Source organism: Acetobacterium sp. (genome assembly GCF_041752335.1).
Taxonomy (GTDB): domain Bacteria; phylum Bacillota; class Clostridia; order Eubacteriales; family Eubacteriaceae; genus Acetobacterium.
In genome coordinates this window covers 20,487-46,690 of sequence record NZ_JBGSHG010000003.1, presented here as the reverse complement: position 1 = coordinate 46,690, position 26,204 = coordinate 20,487, and the positions used below count along the sequence as shown (strand labels likewise).

The window sequence follows — 26,204 nt, the reverse complement described above, 5'->3', positions numbered from 1 at the left end:
CGGCCAGTAACGTGGTAAACTTCTGCCAATGGATTTTGGGGGAGTTCATGAAGCGATAGATCGTATCTTTTCCAAACTCCGGACAATGGTGACTGGTCACATAATTCATGTACATCGATCGGTTGGTAAAAATGACACTTAGCAGATACTCAAAAACCGAAATCACTGAAAAGCCTTTGGTTTTATAGGCGTTGCATCGCTTCAAAAGAAGGCCAATCTGATATTTTCTCAAAAAACGGGTGACGAGTTTTAAATTGGAATTCAATTCTGCACAGGTTTGTGTTATAATTTTCATAGCATGATCCTCCAGCTTGTTTGTTTGTTTTTAGCAATTCAATTATAACAAATCTGGTGTTTTCATGCTATTTTTATGTTTGCAACATCGAATTTACGATGATTTTGCTCGATTATTATGTGCGAAGTTTGAGTTAATCAGATAAAAAATAACCGATATCGGTTCATGATTATTGATAATAGAATTGTCTGGTATGGCGGTATCGATATTCTGGGAAGAAGCCTCAATGAGCAATCTTTAATTCGGATCGATAACGAGGCATTGGCAAATGAATTGACTGGTATTATTTATGAGCACATCAGTCAATAGATTAAAATACTTACTCCCGGGTGGCATTGCATGATAATCGGTTGGAGATCACCTTGCCAGGGATGCTGTTGGATGAGGTTTCCATATTAAAATTAGGTTTAGATGAAGAAAGCATAAGAAGACAAAAAATGCTGATTTGAATTTGTCTTTATCGTTTGTATAATATATAATATAAACGAACGATAAAGACAAAGAGGTGCTCAAATGACCTATAAAGAAATGATTCTGGATGCTCTAAAAAAGAATAACGGTGTGATCGAGACGAAACAATTTGCTGAGCAGGGGATTGATAATAAGGTCTTCCGCCGATTAGAGCAAGAAGGAAAAATCGAGCGAATCAGCAAAGGCATTTATATTGATGTAGAACAAATGGTGGACGATTATTTAATCATGCAGTATCGCTGTAAAAAAGGGATCTTTTCTCATGAAACGGCTTTATTTCTTCATGATTTATGCGATCGATCGCCGTTGAAACTGATGATGACCATTCCCACCGGTTATAATACCCGGTTGTTGAAAATGGACGATCACTATCAATTTTTTTATATGAAAAAAGAATTTCATGAAATTGGTAAAATGAATGTGCAGTCGCCATATGGTCATACGATTGCAGTTTATGATAAAGAGCGAACCATCTGCGATTGCCTGAAAAAAAAGGATAAGCTGGATACCGATCTTGTTTTAACGGCAGTCCGACAGTACATGCGTGATCCGGAGAGAGATTTTATTAAACTTCAGTCGTATGCAGGTGTTTTTAAGATTTCATCCCTGGTACATCAATACATGGAGGTGTTAGCATGACCATCAATAGCCCCAGACAACTGAAAGATTGGATTAACAATCGTGCCAAAAGAGATGGTGTAATTGCGAACACCTTGCTTCAGAGTCTCATGATGGAGCGCCTACTGGAAAGAATTGCGATATCGGACTATCGGGATAACTTTATTTTAAAAGGCGGCTTTTTAATTGCCGCAATGATTGGGATTGACATGAGAAGTACGATGGACATGGATACCGTGCGACAAGAAGTCGCATATTTAATTGCTTAACAGCTACCCTTACCATTTGGGGTATCCCTACCGCAACATGCGCAACTGGTAACGGTGGGTATGAAGCTTGCGGAACAATGTTGGAATGACGAGAAGCCTTAATCTGGTCTACTGCTAGGGAAAGAGAGTCATGGAGAACAAATGTGAACCATCGCAGGTATCGTAAGGTCCAACAAGTGAAATAAAGGCTGATACACTTGAACCAAAAGGTATGGGAACAGTCAATATCTGCACAGTGTCAGGATGTTGAAAATGGTCGTAGTTTCCCCGGTATTTAGATGGCTCCTAAAACTCTCATAATTATTAGATATGCGGAACTTGGTAAACCCAATGGTTTCCTCTAGCAGGTATCTACTCTGTAAAGAGTGGAAATGAACTAGTGGGCAGAGGAACGGAGTAAAAAGCGAATACTGTAACTGTAATGGTATGCAGATAAAGGTTCAAAATTTGCCTTGCCTTGAAAGAGGGCTGACTTACTCTATGGTATTACATGGTATGAAGGATGAGGTATATCTATGAATGGTACTACTACAATTACAGAAGATATTTCTGAGAGAGTATCAAACGGGAGAATGCTAGAACAACAATGGGATTTGATAAATTGGGAACTAGCGCAGAATTATGTTAATAGACTACAATCCAGGATTGCCAAGGCAACTCAAGTAGGTAAAAAGAGCACTGTAAAGCGCTTGCAATACTTGCTGACACATTCTTTTTATGCTAAAGCTATGGCGGTAAAGAAAGTAACAACGAACAAAGGGAAAAAAACAGCTGGTATAGATGGGGAAATTTGGTCAACAAAAGCAGCAAAGATGAATGCCATCAAGAGCCTGAACTGCCGTAATTATCGAGCAAAAGCCGTTAAGCGAGTTTTCATCGAAAAGAAAGGGACGAACAAGAGACGACCATTAGGCATACCATGCATGTACGACAGAGCAATGCAAGCATTGTACACGCTATCACTAGAGCCAATATCTGAAATAACCGCTGATAGAAATTCTTTTGGGTTTCGTCAAGGAAGGTGCGCACAAGACGCCTGTTCTGAAATATTTGGGGTAATGTCTCAAAAGCGTGCAGCAAAATACGCTCTTGAAGGAGACATTAAAGGTTGTTTTGACAACATAAGCCATAAATGGCTACTAGATAACATTCCGATGGACAAAGATATATTGGGTCAATTTTTGAAAGCTGGGTACGTCTATAAAGGTCAAATGTTTCCCGCGAATGAAGGTGCAGCACAAGGCTCAATAATTGGGCCTGTACTTGCTAATATGACGCTCGACGGACTGCAAGAATTACTCTATTCAAAGTTCAGAATAACGCATAGAGAAGCTAACAAAAACAAGGTTAATTTCATAAGATACGCAGACGACTTTATCGTGACTGCTGCAACGGAATTGGTGGCACAAGAAGCAAGAGCACTTATTGCGGAATTTCTAAAACAACGTGGCCTTGAGCTATCCGAAGAAAAGACGGTCATAACCCATATTGATAAGGGGTTTGACTTCCTTGGTTGGAATTTTCGTAAATACAGAGAAAAAATGATTATTATGCCCTCCCAAAAATCTGTTAAATCAATCTTGACGAAGATATCCGCCACTATAAAAGATGGCGTTGCCATGGAACAGGATACTTTGATAGCAAGGCTAAATCCAATTGTTCGTGGATGGGCAAATTATCATCAATCGGTTTGTTCAAAGTCAACATTCCAGCGGATTGGTCATGAAACTTTCGAATGTCTCTGGAAATGGGCAAAGCGACGACATCCGAACAAAGGTCGTGGCTGGAAACGTCATAGGTACTGGCAATGTCGTGGAACTAGGTCTTGGGTCTTTGCTACAGATATAAATACACTATGCAACCCTGCATATATTCCAATCGTAAGACATCCTAGACTTAAAACTGAACTTAACCCCCATCTTAGCAAACAGTATTTTATCAAACGTCAGAAATCTCTCAAATTAGCAAAAGAAAATGCGAAAAGAGTTTCCGCCCTAAACAGGGTTTGTAATGCTTGAGCGCAATGAGGTGAAAGTCTCACGTTGCGTTCTTAGAGGAGGGAGCTGAAGTAATTTAGCTTCCTTACTCGACACAATCAAAGGAATTTCCATCGATCAACCGGAAATTCAAAAGATACTATCAGAAATCATATCGATCGATATTGAGGATCATGTTAATTTTAACATTAAAGGAATTAAAAGTATTCATGATACTTCGGAGTATGATGATTTTCGAGTCAGTCTTGAGGCAAATTTCTTTACAATTAAAGTCAATTTAAAAATTGATATTACAACAGGAGATGTGATCATTCCTGGTGAAGTGGATTATGGCTACAAATTAATGTTTGAAGAACGTGAAATCAGCATTAAAGCCTATAATTTAAACACCATACTGGCGGAAGAGTGAATCAATATTGGTAAGAAATATTTCCAATACCAGAGCTAGAGACTATTATGACCTCTATATTCTTATTAAGCTCAATCACTCAATGCTGAATCGCGATGAACTGAAAGTTGCAATCAGGAAAAAAGCTGAAGAACGAGACAGCACTAAGTATGTAGATGATTACGTTGTTTATCTGGATAGTATTTCTGAAAGTCAGGAACTCCGAAAAATCTGGAATGACTACAGCAAGAAATATTCATATGCAGAAAATATTGAATTCGATCAGATCATTGAAATAATTTGGGATTTATTGGCATCGTTCACTAACTGAAAGAAATTGGCGGATGTTTCAGTTGAATCTGTTTCGATCTGGAAAAATGACTGCTCAATATACCTACGACCCGCGAGGTCGGGAGCTAGAATCTTTTAGGAAAGGCATTTTTATAAATTTATTGCCACCTATTGTATTACAGATGGATAACCGTGACCTTGTTTACTATTGACTTTTTTCGAAAACATACCTACAATTAGTAAAAAGACCGCTTTTAATATAAAATAGTCATGTTTAGTAGAGGTGGAAAATGCTATCGATAGAAGAAATTAGAAAAATTTTTTGTGAACATGGTAATGTGATGCGGACAGCTGATCTCGTTGCTTCCAAGATCTACTATGCCGATATTCAAAAATTGTTAAACGATGATCATATTGAAAAAATCAAGCGCGGTTATTATCACCTGGTAGATTTAGAAAACTTGAGCGAAGCAAATATTATTAATCACTTGTTTCCGGAAGCGGTTTTATGTCTGGATACAGCATTGTTTTATTATGGTTATAGCGATCGTACGCCTTCAAAATGGCATTTGGCGGTTGATAAGGATATCAAAAAATCACGTTTGGAAATTGATTATCCATTTATCAAGCCTTATTTTTTAGAACCTCATATCCTGAAAATTGGCATAACGGAAGGTGAAATCGATCATAATAAAGTCCGGATATATGACAAAGACCGTACCAGCTGCGATTGTCTCAAATACATGGGGAAGATGGACAAAGAGGTCTTTAACAAGGCCATTCAAAGTTACATTAGAGATGAGAAGAAAAATATTTCAAACCTTCTGAATTATGCTAAACAATTACGTGTATTAAAAAAAGTTAAAGATCTGATCGGAGTTTGGTTATAATGGCAGATATGGGTGCATCGATTCTGGCGAAACTAAAAAATAAGGCGAAAGCCTCTGACGTTCCTTATCAACAATGTTTGCAACTATTTTTACAGGAAGAATTTTTAAGAAAACTTTCTAAATCTGAATATGTGGATAATTTAGTTTTAAAAGGTGGTTTGTTCATCTACACCCTGACAAATTTCGAAAGCCGTGCCACTGTGGATGTGGATTTTCTGCTCAGAGAACAGTCCAATTCCATTGAGGATGTGAAGATAATAATCCAGGAGATTCTTGCGATACCGACAGGGAATGATTATATTAAGATGGAAGCTAAGGGATTTGAACAGATTTCACTACAAAGAAAATACGATGGTGTCAGCACCCAGATTATTGGTAGCATAAAAAATGTCCGCGTACCATTTAATGTTGATATTGGCGTCGGAGATGTGATTATACCAAATTCGGAGCAACGAAAAGTCATAACCCAGCTCCCTGATTTTGAGAGTCCGGAGATCATGACGTACTCATTAGAAAGTACCGTTGCTGAAAAGTTCGATGCTATTTTACAACGTTTCGAATTAACCGGGCGGATGAAAGACTTTTTTGATATTTATTATTTGGCTAGGATATTTGATTTTGATGGTCTAAAACTTCAGAAAGCAATTTTTGAAACCTTGAAAAATCGTGGTACACCTTTTGATGATAATAGTTTTGTGCGTGTTGTGGCACTCGAAGAGGATGCCGATATGCAAATTAAATGGCGATATTTTTTAAAAAACATCAAGACAGATACCTTAGAGTTTAAAATGGTAATGTCAGGAATAAAAATATTTTTAGAACCAGTGATTGATGCAATACTTGTAGAAGAGCCATTTAGAAAACATTGGAGTAGCAAAATGGAAGTGTGGGAAACGGTTTTATAACTGTTTCTAATGATGCTTTAACTAAATGAATTACAGGCGTTTTTTGGCGTCCATTTGGCGTCCATTTGGCGTCCGTTTCTATGAAAAAACATATTAAGTTATGAACTCTATTGAAAAGCACGAAAAGAACGAAAAGAACAATCACATAAATGGCATGATAAAGACATTTATCCTGGATTCCCGAGTATACATAACTAGGAATTACTAAAAACCCGGAAAATTCAATGCATTCAGCGATTTTTCAAGCGCAAGTAAACTAGTTATGTATATTTCACCTAACTAGGCAACTTTCTAGCATTCAATCGCTTTTGAGACTACATAGTTATGTTTTTCCGGGAATCCAGGATTCAGCACATATCAACCTATAGTAGAAGTAAATTCATCATAAACGATCAGGAAGAAGCATTCTGGACAAAACACGAAATCGGAAACGTCAAATAAACCATGAGGTGATGCAAATGAAAACAGGACGGTTCATTTATAATTTGAATTATCCTACTTATGAAAAAGAAAGTTGCGAAATTGAGGTGCGCTCTCTTTTTAAGTTCGATTTGAAAGGAAAAGTCTTTTTTGAAAGTAGAAAAGTTCATCCTTCCATAAGTCCATTTTTAAAATGCAGGTTGGAAATTATATACAAGGCTTCCACGTTTTTAGAACTTATAGAATTGACAACGAAAGATAAGATAGCAGCATCAGATTTCATGGTTAAATATATGGAATTGGGAATAGATGACCCGCACTTCACGAAAAGACGAGAGTATTGCAAAGCAATAGGTCTTGTTATTGAGGGGCTTGCTTGTTATACTTCACCTAAAATTATATTTGGAATTACTTTTTATGAGGGGAACTGGTATTTTGGAAAATTAACAGAGAGAAGTCCTTATTGGAAAAAGCACAGTAAGAAACCGAATTCGTATTCTAGTTCTATCGGTCTAAGCACTGCAAAAGTACTTATAAATATTGCGGGGAATGGAGATACATCCAAACGATTAATAGATCCATGTTGTGGTGTCGGGACTGTATTATTAGAAGGTATTTGGGCAGGATATGATATTATAGGGTGTGAAATAAATAGTAAGACTGCTGAAAATGCACGAAAAAACTTGAGACATTTTAATTATGAAGCAAAGGTTATTACTGGAGATATTCAGGATATAGATGACAGTTTTGATGCTTCCATTGTGGATCTTCCATATGGTAATTTCAGCCTTAAAAATGATGAAAATCAATTAAAAATCATTAGGAATGCGATAAGAATTTCAAAAAAAATCGTATTGGCTTCATCAGAAGATATGAGAGATGAACTCACACAGGAAAATCTCAAAATCATAGATCATTGTAAAATTGGGAAAAATAAAAATGGCGATTTTTTCCGTTATATCTGGGTTTGCGAAGTAAGATAGATGAATTTAGATGAAAACAAGGACTTGGATTAAGATGACAATACGCAATATGGTTATAAATAGAGTATTCGAATATAAGATAATTCAATTAGCACAACAAGTGACACATCTATCGAGTTTGAATAAGGAAGAAAATATAGCAATAACGTTTATCGATAATAAAGGGAGATGGATTAAAATGTTTAATACAATATCTGGAGGTGCTATTATGATTAAGACATCAAAACAATTGAAGGATTTGATCCGTAATCTATCAAAAAAGAAAGCAGCGGATGCCCAGATGATGATGCGACATTATATGATGGAACGATTTCTGGAGCGAATTTCTCTTTCTGAATAAAAAGATCAATTCATTTTGAAGGGGGGAATTCTAGTAACGGCGATGATCGGGTTGAACGCACTAATGGGTGCACAACTTTTTGGGGACCCTTTGCTTAACTAATATTTTACCAAACACATTAAACCCTGATAAACTCTTCACAGCTTAACAATAATTTTGTTTTTGGCATTTCCGACTCATATCTTTTCAAATCACTTTGGGCAATTTTGATATAATTGTAGCTATCTTCATTCTCAAAAGGCAGATGATAAATCAGCAATTGTTGGGGATTGACTTTATTGATGAATGCTCTTCCTATACGGTTGTTTAAGAACAGCCAGTTGACAATCAGGATATCAATGCTTTGGCTGGCAAGCAGCGGTTCTAATTCAAGGCGACGAAAATCGGTATCCCCCATCACTAAAATGTGACGCTCCAAAAGATTGATCTGATAGACGTAATGGTCAACATCGCGATATTCTTTGCCATCATGGATGGTTTTATAGGCAATCAGCTTTAAGTCATGTTCTTCGTGGATTACTTTTTCTGCCCATAATTCCATGTCTAAAAAAGTTATATTCCCGGTTATATTTTCCAAACTACTACCATCTTTAGGTAGGACAAGCATTTGGGGCGTATTCAATAAACAATAATCAGTTAATTTATGCATGTTTAAATGATCTTTGTGACAATGGGTAAAAAGAAGATAATCAATATCTTCATAAATACCTTGCCCCGCGATGATATGATTCAGCACCGTTGCAGGAACCGGACTGAAACCAAACGGTTCAAAAGAGTGGATTCCATCAATCAGAATTTTTTTTCCGGCTCCAGTAATCAGTATACCGGCATTGGCAATATATGTAATTTTTATTTCATTCACGGATATTCTCCTTTTAAAATTCACAAATTTTAATTATTTACGTCACTTACCCGGGTACCACTTTCAAATAATTTTCTTTGTGTAATGCATTGTATTGTGATTTCGTGCATTTGTCAATGCTGAAGATAGTGGGAAAAGCTTTCAGATATCACCATCTAATACCAATATAGTCATGGGTATTTTGTTATAATGCGCTAAGAAAATCTATTGGGAGGTTTTGCATGGAAAAGACAAAAATGAAACTTTTACGTGTGCTGGATATTCTGAAAGAAACGGATGAGAATCATCCGCTTACTGCCAACGAAATTTGCGAAAAGCTTCAGTTCTATGGGATCGAAGCAGAACGAAAGTCAGTTTGCCGGGATATCAATACATTAAGAGAATATTACAATAATGAAAACGATTATGGATATGAAATCGAATTATCGGACGATAACCGCAAAGGCTATTACATGTGTAGCCGCAGTTTTGAGGACTGGGAACTGAAAATCCTCATTGACGCCGTCTGGCAGGCCCGGTTTCTAACTGAGAAGAAATCGGAATCCCTGGCCAAGCGGTTGAGACTGTTGGCCAGTTCGGAGAGCAGAAAAGTTCTGCAAAATGTAACACCGGTAAAATCCTATGTAAAAACCAATAAACTAAAGGTGGCAGAACACATTGATATGCTGTTAATCGCTATTCGAAAAGGACATAAGGTAAGGTTTCAGTATGAATATACGGATACAAATCTAGACCGACAGGTCAGGTTTGATGGAAAAGAATATCTGGTCAACCCCTATTCCTTGAAATGGCGTGGGGATCGCTATTATCTGATCGGGAATTATAATAAATATGACAATTTATCCTTCTATCGGCTCGATCGGATTGCTAATCTGGTCATTACCGACATTTTGGTTAAACCAGCCAAAGACGTGGTCGGTGATAACCCATCCAACAAAATCGAAGAATATGTTGCCAAAAGTCTTTATAATTTTGGTGGAGAGAAGATACACGTCGTTTTAAGCGTGAAACCAAACATGGTCGATGAACTGATTGACTATTTTGGCGAACACATTGAGTTCAAACAAAATGGCTCGGATGAGTATGATGTCAGAGTTGCTGTCAATGATGGTGATGGACTATATTTCTGGCTTTTGCAATATGGCGAGAATGTTAAGGTTGTTTCGCCGGTTCAGGTTCGTGAGGAACTGTTGAAACGGATACACAAGATCAAAGAGCTTTATGAAAACGATTAAGCTTAAATTGCGCAGATTTAGATCGTCAAGCAGGTAATTGTTCATTGATACCAGGGGAGCGATGGAAGATCTGGCCACATTCAAACAAAATTTAGTGGCTATCTGCAAACCCCAGCTTGATTTGTATACGCTGGCACTAAAGGAAATGGTGGGGGAGGCAGTGGTAGAAGCAGAGATTTATAGTTTGTCTAATTAGTATAATAGTAGTGTCGACTTTCCGTTTTGCGATCTCGGATGAGCAGGTCGTGGCAGGATTTCTGTTGCATTTTTCTTAAAAAACTTGATATTTATTCATTTGTTTGATATAATTAAAAGCACATAGTTGAAAAGCATTAAAAAGATTATTCACTTGGTTTAATTGAAATTTATCAAATAAAACAACACGAATAATATTATGTGAGAAGTTTATCAAGAAAGGAGAAAATAATATGAACGAAAAAGTAACAATTGCGGTTGAAAAAAGAGAAACAATGAGTGGTAATGCAGGTAAAAAACTAAGAAAAATAGGTTATATCCCTGGTGCGATCAATCGAAAAGGTCTGGATTCAGTTTCAGTAAAAATAAAAAAAGATGAATTAATAAAAAACATTTCTAAATATGGGAAGAACTATTTATTTACTCTCAATCTTGGGGGGCAAGAAGCACATGCGGTAATGATAAATGAAATTCAACATTCGCCAATAAAAGGCGAAATTCTAAATGTCGTTTTTCAAGAGGTTTCAGTGACTGAACAAATCAAGTTTAACCTGAATATTAAAATAATCGGCAAGGAAGAACTAGAATTAAAAAAACTTCATTTTGTACAGCAAATGGACAAAATTCTGGTGACCGGTTTACCACAGGATATACCTGATTTTCTTGAAATCGATGTAACGGATCTTAATTTGAATGACAAAATATGTGTCGGTGATATTAAATATCCCAAAGGCATTGAATCAGACATTGAAGCTGATAAAATAGTATTAGTGATAAATGAAACGAGACTAGATGATACAATCATTGATGATGTGTTAGATGATACAAGCCTAGAAACAGTACAGGAAGACAACCAATAAAGTGTATTGACTGGGTGGGCAGACGACAATGTCAAGGAGCATGCTTTAGTCCTGATGGCAAAAATAGCAGTTGTAAAATTTCATGTTTATTGTAAGATGAACATGAACAATATTTTTCAAAAAAAGATCAGTCGGCACATAATCGGGCCAACTGATCTTTTCAAATCCCGTAAAAATTATGATCAGCTCATGGTTTCTTTGGTTTGGGTGAGGCCAGGGAGGCGAAAAAGCAGATAGCCACTTATACTGCACCCATTCAAAGGCCATTCTAAAAAAGTTGAATAAATTATTTGAGATCGCAAATTCATTCAACCTTCCCAAAATCGCCATTTATTAAGCCTAAGATAACATTTCCAAGTTTTTTCGGAGCATTTGGATCTGAAGGATAAATCCAATTGTCATAAAATTCTTCAACTTCGCCATTATTTAAAATATCTTTAATAGCTTCTCTTTTTGCCACCATCAAACCATCCTCGAGGATTTCAAGATGATCTCCGTTTTTTATAATCTTTACATTTAATTCAGTTAGCATCGTCTGCTCCTTTCGATTTAAGAATAAACAATTTTGAATGATTGGATTGCCATTAAAATATGTCCTCAAAATAGGTGGATAGCAAGTTGGCCGCAAAGGAATTATATCAATGCAATAGGGGATGTTTTAATCAGTCTGGTTTATCCTTGGTTTCTCTAGCCAATGGCGTTGCCGATTAATTTGATAATGAGGCTTAAATCAAACTTGCCGGGAAACTCGAAGGCGATTTTATCAACATAGTAATTGTATAATTCCAATTCGTTTTCCATACTATCGTCATTTGAATTTTTCACAGAAAAAGCAACAAACTTAGAGTAGGGTAAAAACGTAAAAATGGGAAAATCCTGTTCTTCATAAGTACAAATAATAATCCGTTTAGAAGTAAATAATACCTCGGAAGGGACAGGAAATCGATCAGCTACGTAAAATTCAACCACCCGTTCGTTATCATTCAGCATTCCTTGAATATTATTATGGACCATGGAAGTGCTTTTTTTATCAGTGATAATGAATCGGGAATCTTTAAAGTCGATCATTTTCAGCTCCTTGATTATAAAAGAAAGCTACCCAATTATTTAGTCTTAATTGAGTAACTTTCTTAATTTTGAATTTTAGAAAACCATTTTTTTAACCACGATTGTATTGAGGGCGGCTAATTCTTTTTCCATAACGGTGATTTCGTCTTCTTTGTCGGGTAAGAATTCCAAAATAATCAGTCCGGTTACGCTGCACATTTCTTCGGAAGACTCGTGCAAACCGAGACGTGTTTTAATAATGCAACCATTTTTGGTTAACAATTCCTGTACCTTCAACGCTTCACTTTCGCGATTACCAACCTGGATTCCCATAATTTGTCTCATAAAAAAAACCCTCCTATTAGTATTTGTATCTAAATAAAATACCCAATAAAAAGAGAGTTAAACCATTTTGTTTAAAATAATTTTAGCGGCTAGTCAGGCCGCTGATTGTCTAAAATTCGTCTTTTAAGCACCAACTTACGTTTTTCCCCAGCTCATTGTTTTCCCCGGGAATCCAGATATCAATTTTCAGATTTTCAAGTTTTGCTATGGATTCAGTGTCATTCAATTCTTTAGCTTTTTCATAAGCTTTAATAATCCAGTTTTTTGTCAGCTTCTGGAAATCACCGCCCTCGGTTTGGATATAATCATTTCTAATATTTAGTTTACCGTCTATTACTTTGCTTGAGTATCTTAAGCCCATTTTCGTATCCTCCTAAGATTTGTTGAAATTTTTCTATAATACATTATATCTCGTTCTGCTAAAACTTGACATACTATTTTGAAATATTTATTTAAATTTGTATTAAAGTGTTTATATGAGCTTTGATTTGGCTGTTCATCTTTAGTTTCTTATGGTAAAATTCAGATAAATAATGGAAAATCAAAAAAAGATAAGCGCAGGTGAAATGAGTGAATAAAATTACCCGAATCTCCCATCGCATTGATCGGGAAGAATTATTTGAACGGATGCATATTTCGAAGGAGCGGCCAAACTATCAGAAATTTGAAGAATGCTATCAGAATTTGCTAGAGTCGTTGCCAGACTTATTGAACATTCAGGCTACTCATGTCCTAAAAGCAAATAATGAGGCGAAAAAAATTCATAAGGGTCTTTGCGAGGTTAGCCACATTGTTTACTGTCTGGTGACTTTGGGACCAAAAATCAGTGAACAATCGACAGCGTATTTTGTCGACAAAGACTTTTTAAATGGTCTGATGATTGATGCAATGGCGGATATCCTGCTATTTAATGCTTCAAATGACTATTACGACACGGTAAAAAGGGATGTGTATGAAGAACAGGGCTATGCGCTGACCCTACGTTACTCACCGGACGACAACATTATTCCCATGCAGGTGCAGAAAAAAATATTGGAATATGCCAAAGGTGAAGAACTTTTATCGGTGGGCATCTCAGAAGGATTTATGTATAATCCGGTCAAAACATTGGGCTATGTATACGGTGCGGATCAAAGCATTGAACTGGCGAAAAAAGATCATGACTGTGTGATGTGTTCAAATCTTACCTGTAAATATCGAAATATAGATCAATAAAAAAGGTTTCCGCAGGATTTTGCGGAAACCTTTTTTATTTTGATAACCGGAGGGTTGCTTTCTCGAATCAGTATCCTGGTCGCTTTCCTTTAATGGCTCACGGTCTTAAAGGGAAGAATATTTTTTTCGTATAATTCCGCACTAAATAAGCAACTTCAAGTTGAGACATAATTAAAGTGTTAGATTAGAATTTTCCATCAGTGGTTCGTAAAATGCTAAATAATAATTGAAAAATAAATGCTAAATAATAATTGAAAAATAAATTGACAATATATTAAACCATGATATACTACATATAAGGACTGGTCATGACCACTACTGACGTGACAATAGTATTGTTGACTAAGCCATAGAAAAATTTCGTTCTAAAGAAAAGTTATCTCGATTATTACAGGTATTAGTTATTAGGTAATTGCGAATAGTAACATAAATATTTAAGGAGAGTGCAATGCAAATAGAAACCATCGAAAGAAAAGCATTTGATATTCGGAAACACATTGTTCATACGGTAATTAATAATGGTGACGGTCATGCCGGGCCATCATTGTCTTGCACGGATATTCTGGCGACCTTGTATTTTGATATTATGGATGTCAAAGTTGATGAGCCCAAATGGTCCGGTCGCGATCGCTTTGTTCTCAGCGCGGGTCACAAATGTCTGGCACTTTATGGAACACTGATTGAAAAGGGATTTGAAAAAGCTGAGGTATTGGAAACATACAATAAGCTAGGATCAAAAGTACCAGGTCATCCAGATATGAAGAAATTCAATGGCGTTGATTTCAGTTCAGGTGCATTGGGACACGGTTTGCCAATTGGCGCGGGGATGGCTCTAAATGCAAAACTTAAAGGCGAAAAAAACCGTGTTTTTGTCTTGATGGGGGATGGCGAACAAGGAGAAGGATCCAATTGGGAAGCGGCAATGTTTGCAAGTCATCACGGTCTAGACAACCTAATTGGTATCATTGATCGAAACGGTCTTCAAATTAATGGGACAACCCGTGATGTCTTAGACACCCGTGATTTGAGAGAAAAATATTCTGCCTTTGGATGGTCAGTCAAAGTGGTAGATGGACATAATATTGAGGAACTTTTAGAGACGTTTCAATCGATACCTTTTCAAAAGGGGAAACCAAGTATGGTGATTGCAAATACAATCAAAAGCAAAGGGATGCCTTTTGCCGAGGGAAATGTAAAGTATCATCACTGGAATCCCGGAAAAGATTCAAGGGAATCAAAAGATGCACTGGAAGCATTGGAAGGATATGCGAAAGAAAAAGGATGGATAAAATGACAGCTAAAAAGCGAAATCCACGAGATGTTTTTGGAGAAGTATTATTGGAACTTGGTAAAGAGAATGTCAATATTATGGCGGTGTCATGTGATTCCGGAGCAGGATCGGGTATGAATTCTTTTAAAAAGGAATTACCACATCAGTATCTGGAGGTTGGTATCAACGAACAAAATGCGATTGGAGTTTGTGCCGGATTGGCCGAAGGAAGTAGTATTCCAGTTGTATCAGCCATTGCACCCTTTATTTCAATGCGAGCCTTTGAACAGGTTCGGAATGATCTTGGTTATGCAAATATGAATGTAAAAGTAATTGGTTCAAGCAGTGGTTTATCTCATTCGGCGCTGGGTTCCACGCATCAGGCCATAGAGGATTTGACACTGATGAGAACGGTTCCCAATATGGTTGTATTGAATCCGGGTGACGTATATGAAGTTGAGATGTCACTGCGAGCGGCAATTAAGCATGAAGGTCCGGTTTATATCAGGATGCCACGCCATGAAATGGCTGAACCGATTGAGGCATCCAAGCGGAGATTTGAAATAGGCAAGGGCGAATTTTTAATGAATACCGGTGATCAGATTGTTATTGCAGTTACCGGAACCTTAACATTAGATGCGCTCATGGCGGCAAAAATTTTGGATGAAATGGGCTATGGATTAAAAGTTGTTAATTTTACAACCGTAAAGCCTTTGGATACTGTGATTCTCAAGGAAGCTTATCAAAATGCCAAATATCTTTTCACGTTTGAAGAGCATTCGGTGATTGGTGGTTTTGGGAGTGCCGTCGTTGAAGCTTTGGCTTCAATTAAGAATGAAGCTCCGATTCATATAGTGGGTATAGCCGATGGCTCCATTAATACCGGCCCCTATCGGGAATTATTGGAAGCCTATGGCCTTACCTGGGAAAAGATTGTCGATCGCATCTTAGATGTGGTGAAAAACTAAAAAAGAAAGTTGGAGGAAAAGAAATGAAAACTGTCACCTGTTCATTGAACACCTTATTAAATGATGACGTTTCTGTGATTGAGGATCAAAAAAAGAACGTGGCCCGAGTTCTGGATCTTGATTTACCCTTGTCAGAATACGATTTTTTGAAAAAACATGTAAAAAAAGTTGGCGTGACCAAAGAATTTGAAAATGTCATTTCGACATTCAGGACCCCAGATAATGAGACTCCAGAGGGTTTTAGGATCGAGTATCGACTGGAAGCCAACGGCGTACTTAGAGCAGATTTGATTCGGGATATTTCTTATGATAAAAATGGTAAAAGACGACCAACTAATGTTCTCTTTTCAGCTGATTCCGCCAATCCATATGAGGTAAAACCAATCAGTAAAATGATTGCAAATCTTACCTGTAATCCTGGAATTATCTATGATTTGTTTATTAATAATCCCAAAGCAAATATCGGCAATAAATTCAAAACCCGAGACGAGGTTATGGGGGAAATTGGCCGAATTTTGGGCCCGGGAGCTGATATCAGTGTAGAGCTAAATGATCCGTTTGGTAAGTCTGATACAGAACTTATTGAAGAAGCAGAAAAATTTAGAGAAATGCTTTCTGAATACCGTGTGGTTATCAAAGTTCCGCATATGGGGCCAGTCACTAATGAAAACGTTTCAGAGCTGCTCTCTGGAAATAAAAAACTAAGTAAATCATTTGCGGATGTCACCACAGAAAGTGCTTTTCGCGGACATAATCTGGCATTGATGTTGAAGGAACGTGGCTTCAGGGTAAATTTCACTTTGATGTTTGAACCATATCAGACAGCATTGGCATTACAGGCGAAACCATATTTCGTCAATTGTTTTATTCGTCATCGTTTAATACAATCAGAATTCATGGATCAGAATTTAAAAGAATACAAAGCTACTGGAGATATTAAATTTCTGGAAAAAATTCGGCATATGTTTATCGATAAAGATTATATCAACTTGGATCAGGCGCAAATGGATTTACTGCTGGTTCAGAAAATGGCTGAAGATATGATTCGATACCGTCATTTCAATGACCCGGACGGGTCGGATGGATTAGATAGCGTACGACACAGTTTAAGACTCTTTAAAAACACTAATCTGGATGATTCAAGACTGATTATCTGTAGTATGGAGGGGGAATTCAATTATCCGGATATTGATAAATTGTTAGTGGAAAAAGAGTTTGAAGACCTTGTTCATCGGGTCGTTGTGACGGCTGAACCAAATTATCTGGCACGGTTTACTTCCTGTAATCAGGTCGTGTCATATCAACGTCGCTTTATGAATGCGGCTAATGGACAAAAATAAGAAAAGATTTAAGAGATCATTTATTTTTTTATCGAATTGTGATATACTCGTCCTAGGTGGTCATAACCTATCATATTTATGTATGATGTCGTGAAATTTTAGTAGAAAAGAGATGATGATCATGAGTTATGTTAATATGAAAACAATACTTGAAGATGCTAGAAAGAATCGTTATGCGGTTGGGGCATTCAATATTGTTAACTATCTGACAGCAAAAGCCGCCGTTGAAGCGGCAGAAGAGCTGGGACAACCAATTATTTTGCAGACATCTGTAAAAACGGTAAAAGCTTTTGGCGTTAATGAGATGATGGCGTATTTAAAACCCATTGCTGAAAATGCCAGGGTCGATGTGGCTATCCATCTTGATCACTCTACCGATGTTGACTTTACTAAAGCTTGTATTGATGGCGGTTGGTCTTCTGTCATGTATGATGGGTCACAATTATCCCTTGCTGACAATATCCGAAATACCAGTGCCATTGTGGCCTATGCAAAAACCAGAAACGTGACCGTTGAGGGCGAATTGGGAGCTATTGTCGGTGTTGAAGATGATATTGTGGTGCTTGAGGGAAATCATGCCCATGCTAATCCGGACGACTGTCGGATCTATCTTAAAGAAAGCGGAATTGATGCTTTTGCACCGGCAATTGGCACGGCTCACGGGGTTTATAAAGGGGAAATCAATATCGACTACAATCTTTTTGAAACAATTAATCAATTTTCCCCATGTCCGCTGGTCCTGCATGGCGGCACCGGATTAACTGATCAGATGTTTCACAGATTGATCGCTTTGGGTGCCTCAAAGGTAAACATTTCAACGGCCATAAAAATTGCTTATTGTCAGGGAATGGTAGTTTATACAAATAATAATCCAGACCAGAATGACCCGCTGAAACTGGATGCGTTTACTAAAGAACAGGTAAAAAAAGTGGTTGCTGAACATATCCGATTTTTCGGTTTGCTGGACTAAAGTGAATATCATCTAAATACCAATTTCAGAACAATTCAGCTACGGTTCCTCAAGAAAGCGAAAAAGGTAAACTGATTAAATAATGAATCAGCAGCATTAATTTAGGGTGTTGACATGACCCTGAACTTGTGAGGTTACATGTCTTTAATCCTTTCAGACAAGCTTCTATAATAAAAATGTCATGGATACACCAGGTTAATGATGATTAAAATACAAGGAGAACAATCATGAAGAATACCAAATGCATTGAAGATCTCAAAAAAGAATTTGATGCTTATGCAGAGATGTATGTTCCAGAAGGACTGGATCAGGAAGAACAACTTAGAATGTATCACATCATGTGGGTGATGCGTAAGTTTGAAGAAGCAGTGAAACCTCTATGGATGGCGAATAAAGTACATGGTTACTATCATCCCTATATTACTGAAGAAGCGATTGCAACTGGTATTATTACACAGTTGAAAAAGAGCGATTATGTTGGTTCAACACATCGTGGTCATGGGCATCTGATTGCCAAGGGTGGTGATATCAATAAAATGATGGCTGAACTCTTTGGAAAAGAAGAAGGCTATAACAAGGGTCGCGGCGGTTCAATGCATATCAGTGATATGAGTATCGGAATGCTTGGGGCCAGTGGTATTGTTGGTGCGGCAGTTGCACCGGCAGTTGGGAGTGCTTTAAAAAGCTGGATAAAAGGAACGGATGATGTCACGGTTGTGTTTTTCGGAGATGGTGGTGCTAATGCCGGTTCCGTTTCTGAATCGATGAATATGGCGGCTGCCTGGAAACTTCCGGTTATTTTTGTCTGTGAAAACAACCAGTGGGCCATTGCTACAGATTATGCCAGAATAACTGGTGAAACCGACTTATACAAGCGTGGCATAGGCTTTGGGATTCCCAGTTGCCGATGTGATGGATACAATATTTACCAGATATGGGAAACCGCTAAAGCTGCGATTGAACGTGCCCGGGCTGGAGAAGGACCGACCTTTATTGAATGCAAAACCATGCGAATGCTGGGACATCATGCAACCGATGACAGCTGGTACCGTGATATGTCAGTATGCGATAAGTACTGGGAAATTGAACCAATCAAGCGAATGGGCGAGTTTTTGGTTGAAAATAAAATGGCCACGATTGACGAGTTGAAAGCGATTGAAGCTGAAGCAATGAAAGAGGTTGAGGCGTCCATCGAATATGCAGATACTCAATGCCATGAACCCTCTCCGGATACTTTCTATGATTACATTTACACAGATGGCGAAGTTATAAAGTAGACATGGTATCATTTAGTGAGATTATAAAAACAATGGTTAGGAGATAAGATTATGTCAATCATTACACTTAGAGAATCCATTACCCAGGCATTAAGGGAAGAAATGGGATTGGATGAAAATGTATTTATCATGGGTTGCGATGTAGGGCTACGTGGGAATCCGTTTGGGATAACAAAAGGTCTGATGAAGGAATTTGGTGAAAGACGGGTCATTGATACACCGATTTCTGAAGCTGCATTTACTGGTCTTGGCGTGGGCGCAGCCATTGCCGGGATGCGTCCGTTGGTGGAAATTCTGTATGCTGATTGGATTACGCTTCCAATGGACAATATTGTCAATACCGCTGCAAAAACATGTTATATGTTCGGTGGTCAGGCCAATGTCCCGATTGTTGTACGAGCACCTTTTGGCGTTGGCGGGGGTGTTGCGGCACAGCATTCGCAAAATAACGAAAACTGGTTTGTCCATGTTCCGGGCTTAAAGGTTATTACCCCCTCAACCCCGTATGATATGAAAGGTTTGTTAAAATCGGCCATTCGAGATAACGGTCCAGTCATTTGTTTTGAACACAAACGAAATTATTCGGTAAAGGGTGAGGTTCCGGATGGTGAATATCTTGTTCCCATCGGAAAGGCTGCGATTCGAAAGAGTGGCACTGACTGCACAATTGTGGCGTATTCCTATATGACCTATGTGGCAGAAGCCGCTGCAGCCGAACTTGAAAAAGAAGGTATCAGCTGTGAAGTCATCGATTTACGTTCACTGTTACCGCTGGATTATGAAACCGTAATGGATTCAGTGAAGAAAACTAGTCGTGTCGTTGTTGTGACGGAAGCCCCATTGCGTGGATCAATTGCCGGCGAAATCGTTGGTGAAATTATCGATCGTGGTTTTGATCTGCTGGATGCACCACCGCAACGTGTGGGCAGCAAGAACTCTCCAGTTGCATATAATGAAGGGCTGGAAGCAATGTGCACACCTAAAAAAGAGGACATTATTGCAGCAGTACGCAAAACATTTGAATAAATTGTGAAGGAGTGTTTACAATGGCGAAACTAATGAATATGCCAAAGATCGGCGTTAATATGACGGACGGTACGGTTACGGAGTGGTACGTAAACGAGGGTGATGAAGTCATATTCGGCGAAATGGCACTGGCTGCTGAGACCGATAAAGATGTTCAGGATATTCCGGCAGATCAGACCGGCACAGTTTTAAAAATTATTGCCCAGGTGGGAGATAATGTCGAATGCCATAAACCGCTGGCAATTGTCGGTACTCCTGGAGAAAACATTGACAGCCTGTTGGCTGAAATTAGCGGCGGTGGCGTTGTACCGGTTCCTGTTGCAGCCGGAGTAGCATCGGAAACGACAGTGGTTCAGACCGCTGAGACAGTAGAAAAATCGCCAACTGGACGGGTTCCAGTTTCACCACTGGCTAAAAAAATGGCCAAAGATATGGGCATTGATCTTAATCATGTAAAATACAGAGGTGTTCGGGTCACTAAGGCAGATGTTCTTGCCTACGAAGAAGCGTCACCAGTAGCTCCGGTTGTTGAGGCGGTTCCGGTTACAGCAACTGCGGTAACGGCCTCTGGAATCAGGAACACAATTCCCTACAATGGAATGCGTAAGAAAATTGGCAGTCGTATGACTGAAAGTGTGGTAACAAAACCATGGGCGGCACTGACAGTAGCGGTGGATATGACAAAAGCCATCGACTGGCGAAAGCGCGTCAATGAATTGGCTGATATCAAGGTTGGCTTTAACGAGATGGTGGCTAAGGCCTGTTCACGGGCTTTACATGAATTCCCGATGATGAATACGCAATTGACAGCAGATGGCACAGAAATTTATGAGATGGAAGATATCAATATTGGTATCGCTGTGAATACAGAGCGAGGGTTGATGGTGCCAGTGCTGAAAAATGTGGCAGCCAAAGGCGTTGTTGAATTGGCTCGGGATTTTTCGGATCTAGTTAGCCGAACCAAAGAACAGGAAAATATTCAGGGAGATCTGTCTGGTGCTACTTTCACCATCAGTAATTTGGGTTCCCGGGGAATTTCAAGTTTCCGCGCTGTGATCAATCCGCCTGAATGTGGCATTCTGGCATTGGCAGCAACCGTCAAGACTCCAGTTGTCGTCGATGACGAAATCGTCATCCGTCCGATGATGAACATCACCCTGAGCTTTGATCACCGGATTGTTGACGGCGATTACGCAGCTCAGTTTGTGGCTTACATCGGGAAACTGCTGGAAGATCCGATGAAAATTCTGATGTAATAATACTGAGAACTCCAAAAGGTGGACGAATGACCCCGTGATTCAGTACAGGAGATAAAGAATGAATAAGTTTGATCTAGTTGTTATCGGAGGAGGCCCGGGGGGATATGTGGCAGCGATTTACGCTGCCCAGAAGGGCCTGAAGACCGCTTTGGTCGAGAAGGCTGATCTTGGCGGTGTTTGCCTCAACTGGGGTTGTATTCCCACGAAAGCGTTGGCAAAAAATGCTGAAATCCTGCGGATGGTTAAGGAAGCAGATAAATATGGCATTGCATTGAATAGCAGCGGTGTTAAAGCTGATTATGCCGTGGCGCAGAAGCGTAGTCGGGAAGTCAGTGGAAAATTGACCATGGGCATCAAGAGCTTAATGAAGAAAAATAAGGTAACTGTTTTTCAGGGTGAAGCCAATCTGATTAACGGAACCAGTCTGAAAATAGTGCCATCCGGAGAAATACTGGAAGCTAAAAACATTATTTTGGCAACTGGTGCTCATGCTTTTCGCATTCCCGGAATTGATTACAGCAATCCTCAGATCATGACATCCAAGGAAGCCCTGGAACTGACCCAGGTGAATCCGGGAGACAAAATTGTCGTCATTGGTGCGGGTGCCATTGGAATGGAGTTTTCCAGCATCTGGGACAGTTACGGTGCCGCGGTAACGGTGATTGAAATGTTACCACACCTGTTGCCTAACGAAGATGCAGATGTTTCGAAAGAGATGGAAGAAGCCTTTAAAAAACGGGGCATCAAATTTAAGGTCGAAACAAAGGTGAATACAGTGGTCGTGGATGGAAGCAAGATTAACCTGGTGATTGATGAAAAAGGAAAATCCGAAACCATTATCTGTGACCGTCTGCTTGTGTCGGCTGGTATTCGACCAAATGTTGAAGGCATCGGGCTGGAAAAAGCCGGCGTGAAGCTAACCGAACGTGGCTACGTGCAGGTGGATAATCAACTGCAAACAACCTGCCCATCGATTTATGCCATCGGTGATGTAACGGGGAAACTGGCTCTGGCCCATGTGGCTTCAGCCCAGGCCCTGGCAGCGGTTCATGCGATTCTTGGTGAACCAGTGAAACAGTTCAATTATGCCAATATGCCACGCTGTACCTATACCTACCCGGAAGCAGCGAGCGTAGGCTTGACCGAAGCCCAGGCCCGGAAATCCGGCTATGCTATTAAAGTGGGAACCTTTCCATTGGCTGCAAATGGAAAGTCCGTGGCAATGAATGAGACCGGCGGTTTTGTCAAAATTGTCGCCGATGCTAAATATAATGAAATACTGGGTGTTCATTTGATCGGAGCCCATGTCACCGAGCTGATCACTGCGGCCACTTCTTACATCGATCTGGAGTTTACTGCTGATGAGATCGCCCAGGTTGTGCATCCACATCCATCGGTATCGGAAGCGATTATGGAAGCTGCCCACGCCGTGGTTGGACAGGCCATTCATATTTAATAAAAAGCCAACTAAAAAAATGACTGGAATTTGCCGGGATATCGCAACGGCGTAAAGAGAGTTCTCTTGAAGTCGTCAAATATCCCCGGCAAATCCGTTTAAATAATCAATACAGGTATTAATTAAAATGACCATCAATGCAGAACCGCAGCTATCGGGTTGCAACAGATTCAGCAAGGAGCTCAGATTGAGCCCTGACAAAATGATTTAACCATGAGGTGGGTTGATGATGTTTTTTTACTACAGTGAATCCACTGATCCCTATTATAATCTGGCATTGGAAGAGTATATTTTTTCGAATGTTAAAGTGGATAAGGGGTTGTTTATGCTCTGGCAAAACGACAACACGGTTGTGATAGGCCGGAATCAGAATGCGATGAAAGAGGTCAACCTCCAGTATGCAAAAAAAATGAATACCCGAATTACCCGAAGAAATACCGGGGGCGGAACGGTTTATCATGATCTCGGAAACCTCAACTATTCATTTATTCAAAATTGTGAAAGTGGACAGGCCATTGATTTCAAGCAATTTGCCGGACCAATTCTTAATGCTTTCAATCAGCTTGGTGTTCAGGCAGAATGTAATGATCGTAACGATCTGGTCATTGATGGTCGGAAATTTTCTGGAACAGCCCAGACCGTCAAAAATGGGCGGATGTTGCATCATGGGACACTACTATTTAATTCTGACCTTGATTTTGTGCAGAAAGTATTGGTAACAAAAGATGAGGTTGTTCAGGGCGGCGGGGTAAAATCAGTCAGAAGCCAGGTCACCAATATCAGTGAACACTTAGCGGAACCAATGAGTATCAATCAATTTTGTAATCATTTGATGGCAAGCGTCCGTGAAAAAGAACAGGCAGTAAGTTTAAAACTCATTGAAAAGGATTACAAAAGTATTGCGACATTGAGAGAATCCAAATACCTGACCTGGGACTGGACATATGGTCGGGCCCCACGTTATGAAGTCCAGAAGATTCGCAGCTATGCTGGCGGTAAGATAGACATCACCATGAGTATTGTAAAAAATGGAGCGATCAAATCGATTGTAATTGGTGGCGATGTTCAGATTCGTCGAGATATCAGCGAGCTGGAGCAACTTTTAACTGGCAAAACGTTAAAAGAAGACGTCTTGCAAGAGGTTCTCAGCTATTGTGACATCAATGATTATTTCACTAACCTAACCCCACATGAATTGATTGAAATCCTTTTGTATTAGTGTTAAAGCTTCCTGATGATAGCCGATAAATGAGGCTGTCATCACGAATATTTATATTATTTTCAATTTCAAAACCATTGAAAATCTGCCAAGGAATATGATTCCAAACAAAGAATATAGGCTTAAGTATCGATCCCAGGTGAACAAATCAAATTAGCATTTTGTTCAGGAAGGGAAAAACTAATCTCGCAAAAAATGCGTAATCTTGCATTTTTAATAAAATGAAAAGGTGGTAAACGGATGAAGGAGTATATTTTAAGTATTGATCAGGGAACTACAAGTATTCGTGCAATTTTTTTTAATCATGACGGTGACATTGTCAGCGTGTATGCAAAGGAATTTGCACAGTTTTATCCAGACTCAGGCTGGGTAGAACAGGATCCAATGGAAATGTGGGCTGTCACTGGTGAAGTCATTGAAAAAGCCATGGCAAAATCCAACATAAAAGAAGAAGAGATCATTGCTATCGGAATTACCAATCAACGGGAAACTTCCATCGTCTGGGATAAAAACACTGGCGAACCGGTTTATAATGCCATCGTCTGGCAGGATCGCAGAACAGCTGAATACTGTGATCAATTAAAAGCAGATGATCCTGAAATTGAGGGTGCTGTTAGAAATAAAACCGGCTTGATGATCGATTCGTATTTTTCAGGCACAAAGGTAAAATGGATTCTTGACAACGTTGAAGGCGCCAGAGAAAGAGCTGAAAAAGGTGATCTCCTTTTTGGAAACGTTGACACTTGGATTATGTGGAAGCTTACCGATGGAAAAACCCATGCCACCGATTACAGTAATGCTTCGAGAACATTAATGTATAACATTAATGATCTGAAATGGGATGAAGAGTTATTGAAGGTATTTGATGTACCAGCAAATATGCTTCCAAAAGTTCAGGAAAGCAGCAGCCATTTTGGTGTAACAGCAAAAATTTTCAAACGCGCTATTCCAATTACTGGTGATGCCGGAGACCAACAGGCCGCAACATTTGGACAATGCTGTTTCAAAAAAGGGATGGCAAAGTTCACCTACGGTACAGCTGGGGTTATGACAGTAAATATTGGCGACAAACCGTTCCTCTCAAACAACGGGTTGACCACCACCATCGGTTGGGGATTAAATGGAAAAGTAGAATACCTTCTGGAAGCAGTTGCTTTCTCAGCTGGCTCAGCCATTCAGTGGCTTCGGGATGAAATGGACATGCTCGATGAATCCCCTGATTCTGAATATTTTGCTTTGAAAACAAAAAAAGTCAGCAATTGCGGCGTTTATTTCGTACCGGCGTTCACCGGTTTATGCGCGCCTTACTGGAACTCTTATGCACGTGCCGCCATTGTTGGGATTGAACGGGGTACTACCAAAAATAATATTATCAGAGCTGTACTTGAATCATTAGGCTATCAAACCCGTGATATGTTTGATGCTTTCTCAGAAGATTTAGGCGAAAGATTATCAATCCTGAAAGTTGATGGCGGGGCTTGTAATAATAATTTGCTGATGCAATTTACTGCCGATATCGTCAATGTGGACATTGAAAGACCAGACAATACCGAAACCACGGCGGCTGGGGTCGCTTACCTGGCGGGATTGGCAGTTGGCTTCTGGAAAGATCAGGATGAAATCGTCGCAAAACGAACGGTTGAGCATGTTTTCCATCCACAAATGGATGAAGGCTTACGTTCAGACCTCTACAAAGGCTGGAAACGGGCAATCAATTCCAATCTCTGCTGGGCAAATGATCGTTAAGATTTAAACGTAATAAAATTGACTTTTGGCAACGTTTGCATGATTCT

General features: G+C 39.2%; 26 protein-coding genes and 3 pseudogenes. 23 read left to right on the top strand and 6 right to left on the bottom strand.

Translation table 11 applies throughout. The annotated features are described in order from the left end of the window. Nucleotides 1–295 (bottom strand): annotated as a pseudogene (locus tag ACEW8F_RS00425) (transposase); the annotation flags it as partial. A gap of 165 nt (nucleotides 296–460) precedes the next feature. Between ACEW8F_RS00425 and ACEW8F_RS00420 the strand changes: the two are divergent. The 9 genes and pseudogenes from ACEW8F_RS00420 to ACEW8F_RS00380 form a co-directional block, all read left to right on the top strand. Next, nucleotides 461–604: a hypothetical protein gene (locus tag ACEW8F_RS00420; protein ID WP_373481498.1), complete on the top strand. Its 144-nt coding sequence runs from the start codon at nucleotides 461–463 to the stop codon at nucleotides 602–604. A gap of 204 nt (nucleotides 605–808) precedes the next feature. Beyond that, nucleotides 809–1,405 carry a type IV toxin-antitoxin system AbiEi family antitoxin domain-containing protein gene (locus ACEW8F_RS00415; RefSeq protein WP_373481497.1) on the top strand — a complete coding sequence of 199 codons (597 nt, stop codon included), beginning with the start codon at nucleotides 809–811 and terminating at the stop codon, nucleotides 1,403–1,405. Beyond that, the gene (locus ACEW8F_RS00410) at nucleotides 1,402–1,653 is read left to right on the top strand and encodes a nucleotidyl transferase AbiEii/AbiGii toxin family protein (protein ID WP_373481496.1); all 252 of its coding nucleotides are present in this window, start codon (nucleotides 1,402–1,404) and stop codon (nucleotides 1,651–1,653) included. Before ACEW8F_RS00415 ends, ACEW8F_RS00410 begins: the two co-directional genes overlap by 4 nt. A gap of 515 nt (nucleotides 1,654–2,168) precedes the next feature. Beyond that, on the top strand, nucleotides 2,169–3,671 hold the full coding sequence (ltrA, locus tag ACEW8F_RS00405) for a group II intron reverse transcriptase/maturase (RefSeq protein WP_373481495.1): 1,503 nt from the start codon (nucleotides 2,169–2,171) through the stop codon (nucleotides 3,669–3,671). A gap of 76 nt (nucleotides 3,672–3,747) precedes the next feature. Further along, a pseudogene (locus ACEW8F_RS00400) lies at nucleotides 3,748–4,369 on the top strand (nucleotidyl transferase AbiEii/AbiGii toxin family protein). A gap of 250 nt (nucleotides 4,370–4,619) precedes the next feature. Next, nucleotides 4,620–5,219 carry a hypothetical protein gene (locus ACEW8F_RS00395; protein ID WP_373481494.1) on the top strand — a complete coding sequence of 200 codons (600 nt, stop codon included), beginning with the start codon at nucleotides 4,620–4,622 and terminating at the stop codon, nucleotides 5,217–5,219. After that, nucleotides 5,219–6,124, top strand: a complete 906-nt coding sequence (locus tag ACEW8F_RS00390; protein ID WP_373481493.1) for a nucleotidyl transferase AbiEii/AbiGii toxin family protein — start codon at nucleotides 5,219–5,221, stop codon at nucleotides 6,122–6,124. The genes ACEW8F_RS00395 and ACEW8F_RS00390 overlap by 1 nt, the downstream gene beginning before the upstream one ends. Before the next feature lie 458 nt (nucleotides 6,125–6,582). Continuing rightward, nucleotides 6,583–7,527 (top strand): TRM11 family methyltransferase, encoded by a 945-nt coding sequence (locus tag ACEW8F_RS00385; protein WP_373481492.1) that lies wholly within the window; start codon nucleotides 6,583–6,585, stop codon nucleotides 7,525–7,527. Nucleotides 7,528–7,735: 208 nt separating this feature from the next. After that, a pseudogene (locus tag ACEW8F_RS00380) lies at nucleotides 7,736–7,927 on the top strand (nucleotidyl transferase AbiEii/AbiGii toxin family protein); the annotation flags it as partial. A 58-nt stretch (nucleotides 7,928–7,985) separates the two neighbouring features. On the opposite strand, the gene ACEW8F_RS00375 reads toward ACEW8F_RS00380, so the two are convergent. After that, nucleotides 7,986–8,729 carry an MBL fold metallo-hydrolase gene (locus ACEW8F_RS00375; RefSeq protein WP_373481491.1) on the bottom strand — a complete coding sequence of 248 codons (744 nt, stop codon included), beginning with the start codon at nucleotides 8,727–8,729 and terminating at the stop codon, nucleotides 7,986–7,988. 221 nt (nucleotides 8,730–8,950) lie between these two features. Here ACEW8F_RS00375 and ACEW8F_RS00370 point away from each other — a divergent pair, with 221 nt between their 5' ends. The 3 genes from ACEW8F_RS00370 (at nucleotide 8,951) to ACEW8F_RS00360 (ending at nucleotide 11,019) form a co-directional block, all read left to right on the top strand. Then, entirely contained in the window at nucleotides 8,951–9,964 is a 1,014-nt protein-coding gene (locus ACEW8F_RS00370) for a helix-turn-helix transcriptional regulator (RefSeq protein WP_373481490.1), read from the top strand. Between the two features lie 37 nt (nucleotides 9,965–10,001). Further along, nucleotides 10,002–10,160, top strand: coding sequence for a hypothetical protein (locus ACEW8F_RS00365; protein ID WP_373481489.1), 159 nt, complete (start codon nucleotides 10,002–10,004; stop codon nucleotides 10,158–10,160). Nucleotides 10,161–10,392: 232 nt separating this feature from the next. Beyond that, nucleotides 10,393–11,019, top strand: coding sequence for a 50S ribosomal protein L25 (locus tag ACEW8F_RS00360; protein WP_373481488.1), 627 nt, complete (start codon nucleotides 10,393–10,395; stop codon nucleotides 11,017–11,019). Nucleotides 11,020–11,323: 304 nt separating this feature from the next. On the opposite strand, the gene ACEW8F_RS00355 is transcribed toward ACEW8F_RS00360, so the two are convergent. From ACEW8F_RS00355 to ACEW8F_RS00340, 4 genes are all read right to left on the bottom strand, one after another. Further along, nucleotides 11,324–11,551, bottom strand: coding sequence for a hypothetical protein (locus ACEW8F_RS00355; protein ID WP_373481487.1), 228 nt, complete (start codon nucleotides 11,549–11,551; stop codon nucleotides 11,324–11,326). Nucleotides 11,552–11,706: 155 nt separating this feature from the next. Further along, the gene (locus ACEW8F_RS00350; protein WP_373481486.1) at nucleotides 11,707–12,087 is read right to left on the bottom strand and encodes a hypothetical protein; all 381 of its coding nucleotides are present in this window, start codon (nucleotides 12,085–12,087) and stop codon (nucleotides 11,707–11,709) included. 75 nt (nucleotides 12,088–12,162) lie between these two features. Then, on the bottom strand, nucleotides 12,163–12,411 hold the full coding sequence (locus ACEW8F_RS00345) for a hypothetical protein (RefSeq protein WP_373481485.1): 249 nt from the start codon (nucleotides 12,409–12,411) through the stop codon (nucleotides 12,163–12,165). A gap of 109 nt (nucleotides 12,412–12,520) precedes the next feature. Continuing rightward, complete coding sequence (locus ACEW8F_RS00340) at nucleotides 12,521–12,772, bottom strand: hypothetical protein (protein WP_373481484.1); 252 nt, start codon at nucleotides 12,770–12,772, stop codon at nucleotides 12,521–12,523. A gap of 209 nt (nucleotides 12,773–12,981) precedes the next feature. Here ACEW8F_RS00340 and ACEW8F_RS00335 point away from each other — a divergent pair, with 209 nt between their 5' ends. From ACEW8F_RS00335 to glpK, 11 genes are all read left to right on the top strand, one after another. After that, nucleotides 12,982–13,626 carry a 5-methyltetrahydrofolate--homocysteine methyltransferase gene (locus tag ACEW8F_RS00335; RefSeq protein WP_373481483.1) on the top strand — a complete coding sequence of 215 codons (645 nt, stop codon included), beginning with the start codon at nucleotides 12,982–12,984 and terminating at the stop codon, nucleotides 13,624–13,626. A 448-nt stretch (nucleotides 13,627–14,074) separates the two neighbouring features. After that, on the top strand, nucleotides 14,075–14,920 hold the full coding sequence (locus tag ACEW8F_RS00330; RefSeq protein ID WP_373481482.1) for a transketolase: 846 nt from the start codon (nucleotides 14,075–14,077) through the stop codon (nucleotides 14,918–14,920). Continuing rightward, a complete protein-coding gene (locus ACEW8F_RS00325; RefSeq protein WP_373481481.1) occupies nucleotides 14,917–15,864 on the top strand; it encodes a transketolase family protein in 948 nt (315 codons plus the stop codon). Before ACEW8F_RS00330 ends, ACEW8F_RS00325 begins: the two co-directional genes overlap by 4 nt. 23 nt (nucleotides 15,865–15,887) lie before the next feature. Continuing rightward, complete coding sequence (locus tag ACEW8F_RS00320) at nucleotides 15,888–17,204, top strand: transaldolase family protein (RefSeq protein ID WP_373481480.1); 1,317 nt, start codon at nucleotides 15,888–15,890, stop codon at nucleotides 17,202–17,204. Between the two features lie 121 nt (nucleotides 17,205–17,325). Beyond that, nucleotides 17,326–18,174 (top strand): ketose-bisphosphate aldolase, encoded by an 849-nt coding sequence (locus ACEW8F_RS00315; RefSeq protein ID WP_373481479.1) that lies wholly within the window; start codon nucleotides 17,326–17,328, stop codon nucleotides 18,172–18,174. A 227-nt stretch (nucleotides 18,175–18,401) separates the two neighbouring features. Further along, a complete protein-coding gene (locus ACEW8F_RS00310; protein ID WP_373481478.1) occupies nucleotides 18,402–19,451 on the top strand; it encodes a thiamine pyrophosphate-dependent dehydrogenase E1 component subunit alpha in 1,050 nt (349 codons plus the stop codon). A gap of 51 nt (nucleotides 19,452–19,502) precedes the next feature. Beyond that, entirely contained in the window at nucleotides 19,503–20,477 is a 975-nt protein-coding gene (locus tag ACEW8F_RS00305) for an alpha-ketoacid dehydrogenase subunit beta (protein WP_373481477.1), read from the top strand. A 20-nt stretch (nucleotides 20,478–20,497) separates the two neighbouring features. Beyond that, on the top strand, nucleotides 20,498–21,733 hold the full coding sequence (locus tag ACEW8F_RS00300; RefSeq protein WP_373481476.1) for a dihydrolipoamide acetyltransferase family protein: 1,236 nt from the start codon (nucleotides 20,498–20,500) through the stop codon (nucleotides 21,731–21,733). Nucleotides 21,734–21,794: 61 nt separating this feature from the next. Beyond that, on the top strand, nucleotides 21,795–23,192 hold the full coding sequence (gene lpdA / locus ACEW8F_RS00295; protein ID WP_373481475.1) for a dihydrolipoyl dehydrogenase: 1,398 nt from the start codon (nucleotides 21,795–21,797) through the stop codon (nucleotides 23,190–23,192). 226 nt (nucleotides 23,193–23,418) lie between these two features. Next, nucleotides 23,419–24,411 (top strand): lipoate--protein ligase, encoded by a 993-nt coding sequence (locus ACEW8F_RS00290; RefSeq protein WP_373481474.1) that lies wholly within the window; start codon nucleotides 23,419–23,421, stop codon nucleotides 24,409–24,411. A gap of 240 nt (nucleotides 24,412–24,651) precedes the next feature. After that, the gene (gene glpK / locus ACEW8F_RS00285; RefSeq protein ID WP_373481473.1) at nucleotides 24,652–26,157 is read left to right on the top strand and encodes a glycerol kinase GlpK; all 1,506 of its coding nucleotides are present in this window, start codon (nucleotides 24,652–24,654) and stop codon (nucleotides 26,155–26,157) included. The last annotated feature ends 47 nt before the right edge of the window (nucleotides 26,158–26,204 follow it).

Excerpts from the sequence above, each read along its gene's own strand:
- ACEW8F_RS00415 (WP_373481497.1), top strand. The coding sequence starts at position 809 with ATGACCTATAAAGAAATGATTCTGGATGCTCTAAAAAAGAATAACGGT.
- ACEW8F_RS00305 (WP_373481477.1), top strand. The coding sequence starts at position 19,503 with ATGTCAATCATTACACTTAGAGAATCCATTACCCAGGCATTAAGGGAA.
- glpK (WP_373481473.1), top strand. The coding sequence starts at position 24,652 with ATGAAGGAGTATATTTTAAGTATTGATCAGGGAACTACAAGTATTCGT.
- ACEW8F_RS00420 (WP_373481498.1), top strand. The coding sequence starts at position 461 with ATGATTATTGATAATAGAATTGTCTGGTATGGCGGTATCGATATTCTG.
- ACEW8F_RS00355 (WP_373481487.1), bottom strand. The coding sequence starts at position 11,551 with ATGCTAACTGAATTAAATGTAAAGATTATAAAAAACGGAGATCATCTT.
- ACEW8F_RS00350 (WP_373481486.1), bottom strand. The coding sequence starts at position 12,087 with ATGATCGACTTTAAAGATTCCCGATTCATTATCACTGATAAAAAAAGC.
- ACEW8F_RS00345 (WP_373481485.1), bottom strand. The coding sequence starts at position 12,411 with ATGAGACAAATTATGGGAATCCAGGTTGGTAATCGCGAAAGTGAAGCG.
- ACEW8F_RS00385 (WP_373481492.1), top strand. The coding sequence starts at position 6,583 with ATGAAAACAGGACGGTTCATTTATAATTTGAATTATCCTACTTATGAA.
- ACEW8F_RS00410 (WP_373481496.1), top strand. The coding sequence starts at position 1,402 with ATGACCATCAATAGCCCCAGACAACTGAAAGATTGGATTAACAATCGT.
- ACEW8F_RS00360 (WP_373481488.1), top strand. The coding sequence starts at position 10,393 with ATGAACGAAAAAGTAACAATTGCGGTTGAAAAAAGAGAAACAATGAGT.
- ACEW8F_RS00325 (WP_373481481.1), top strand. The coding sequence starts at position 14,917 with ATGACAGCTAAAAAGCGAAATCCACGAGATGTTTTTGGAGAAGTATTA.
- ACEW8F_RS00300 (WP_373481476.1), top strand. The coding sequence starts at position 20,498 with ATGGCGAAACTAATGAATATGCCAAAGATCGGCGTTAATATGACGGAC.
- ACEW8F_RS00315 (WP_373481479.1), top strand. The coding sequence starts at position 17,326 with ATGAGTTATGTTAATATGAAAACAATACTTGAAGATGCTAGAAAGAAT.
- ACEW8F_RS00370 (WP_373481490.1), top strand. The coding sequence starts at position 8,951 with ATGGAAAAGACAAAAATGAAACTTTTACGTGTGCTGGATATTCTGAAA.
- ACEW8F_RS00310 (WP_373481478.1), top strand. The coding sequence starts at position 18,402 with ATGAAGAATACCAAATGCATTGAAGATCTCAAAAAAGAATTTGATGCT.
- ACEW8F_RS00320 (WP_373481480.1), top strand. The coding sequence starts at position 15,888 with ATGAAAACTGTCACCTGTTCATTGAACACCTTATTAAATGATGACGTT.
- ACEW8F_RS00290 (WP_373481474.1), top strand. The coding sequence starts at position 23,419 with ATGATGTTTTTTTACTACAGTGAATCCACTGATCCCTATTATAATCTG.
- ltrA (WP_373481495.1), top strand. The coding sequence starts at position 2,169 with ATGAATGGTACTACTACAATTACAGAAGATATTTCTGAGAGAGTATCA.
- ACEW8F_RS00330 (WP_373481482.1), top strand. The coding sequence starts at position 14,075 with ATGCAAATAGAAACCATCGAAAGAAAAGCATTTGATATTCGGAAACAC.
- lpdA (WP_373481475.1), top strand. The coding sequence starts at position 21,795 with ATGAATAAGTTTGATCTAGTTGTTATCGGAGGAGGCCCGGGGGGATAT.
- ACEW8F_RS00340 (WP_373481484.1), bottom strand. The coding sequence starts at position 12,772 with ATGGGCTTAAGATACTCAAGCAAAGTAATAGACGGTAAACTAAATATT.
- ACEW8F_RS00390 (WP_373481493.1), top strand. The coding sequence starts at position 5,219 with ATGGCAGATATGGGTGCATCGATTCTGGCGAAACTAAAAAATAAGGCG.
- ACEW8F_RS00395 (WP_373481494.1), top strand. The coding sequence starts at position 4,620 with ATGCTATCGATAGAAGAAATTAGAAAAATTTTTTGTGAACATGGTAAT.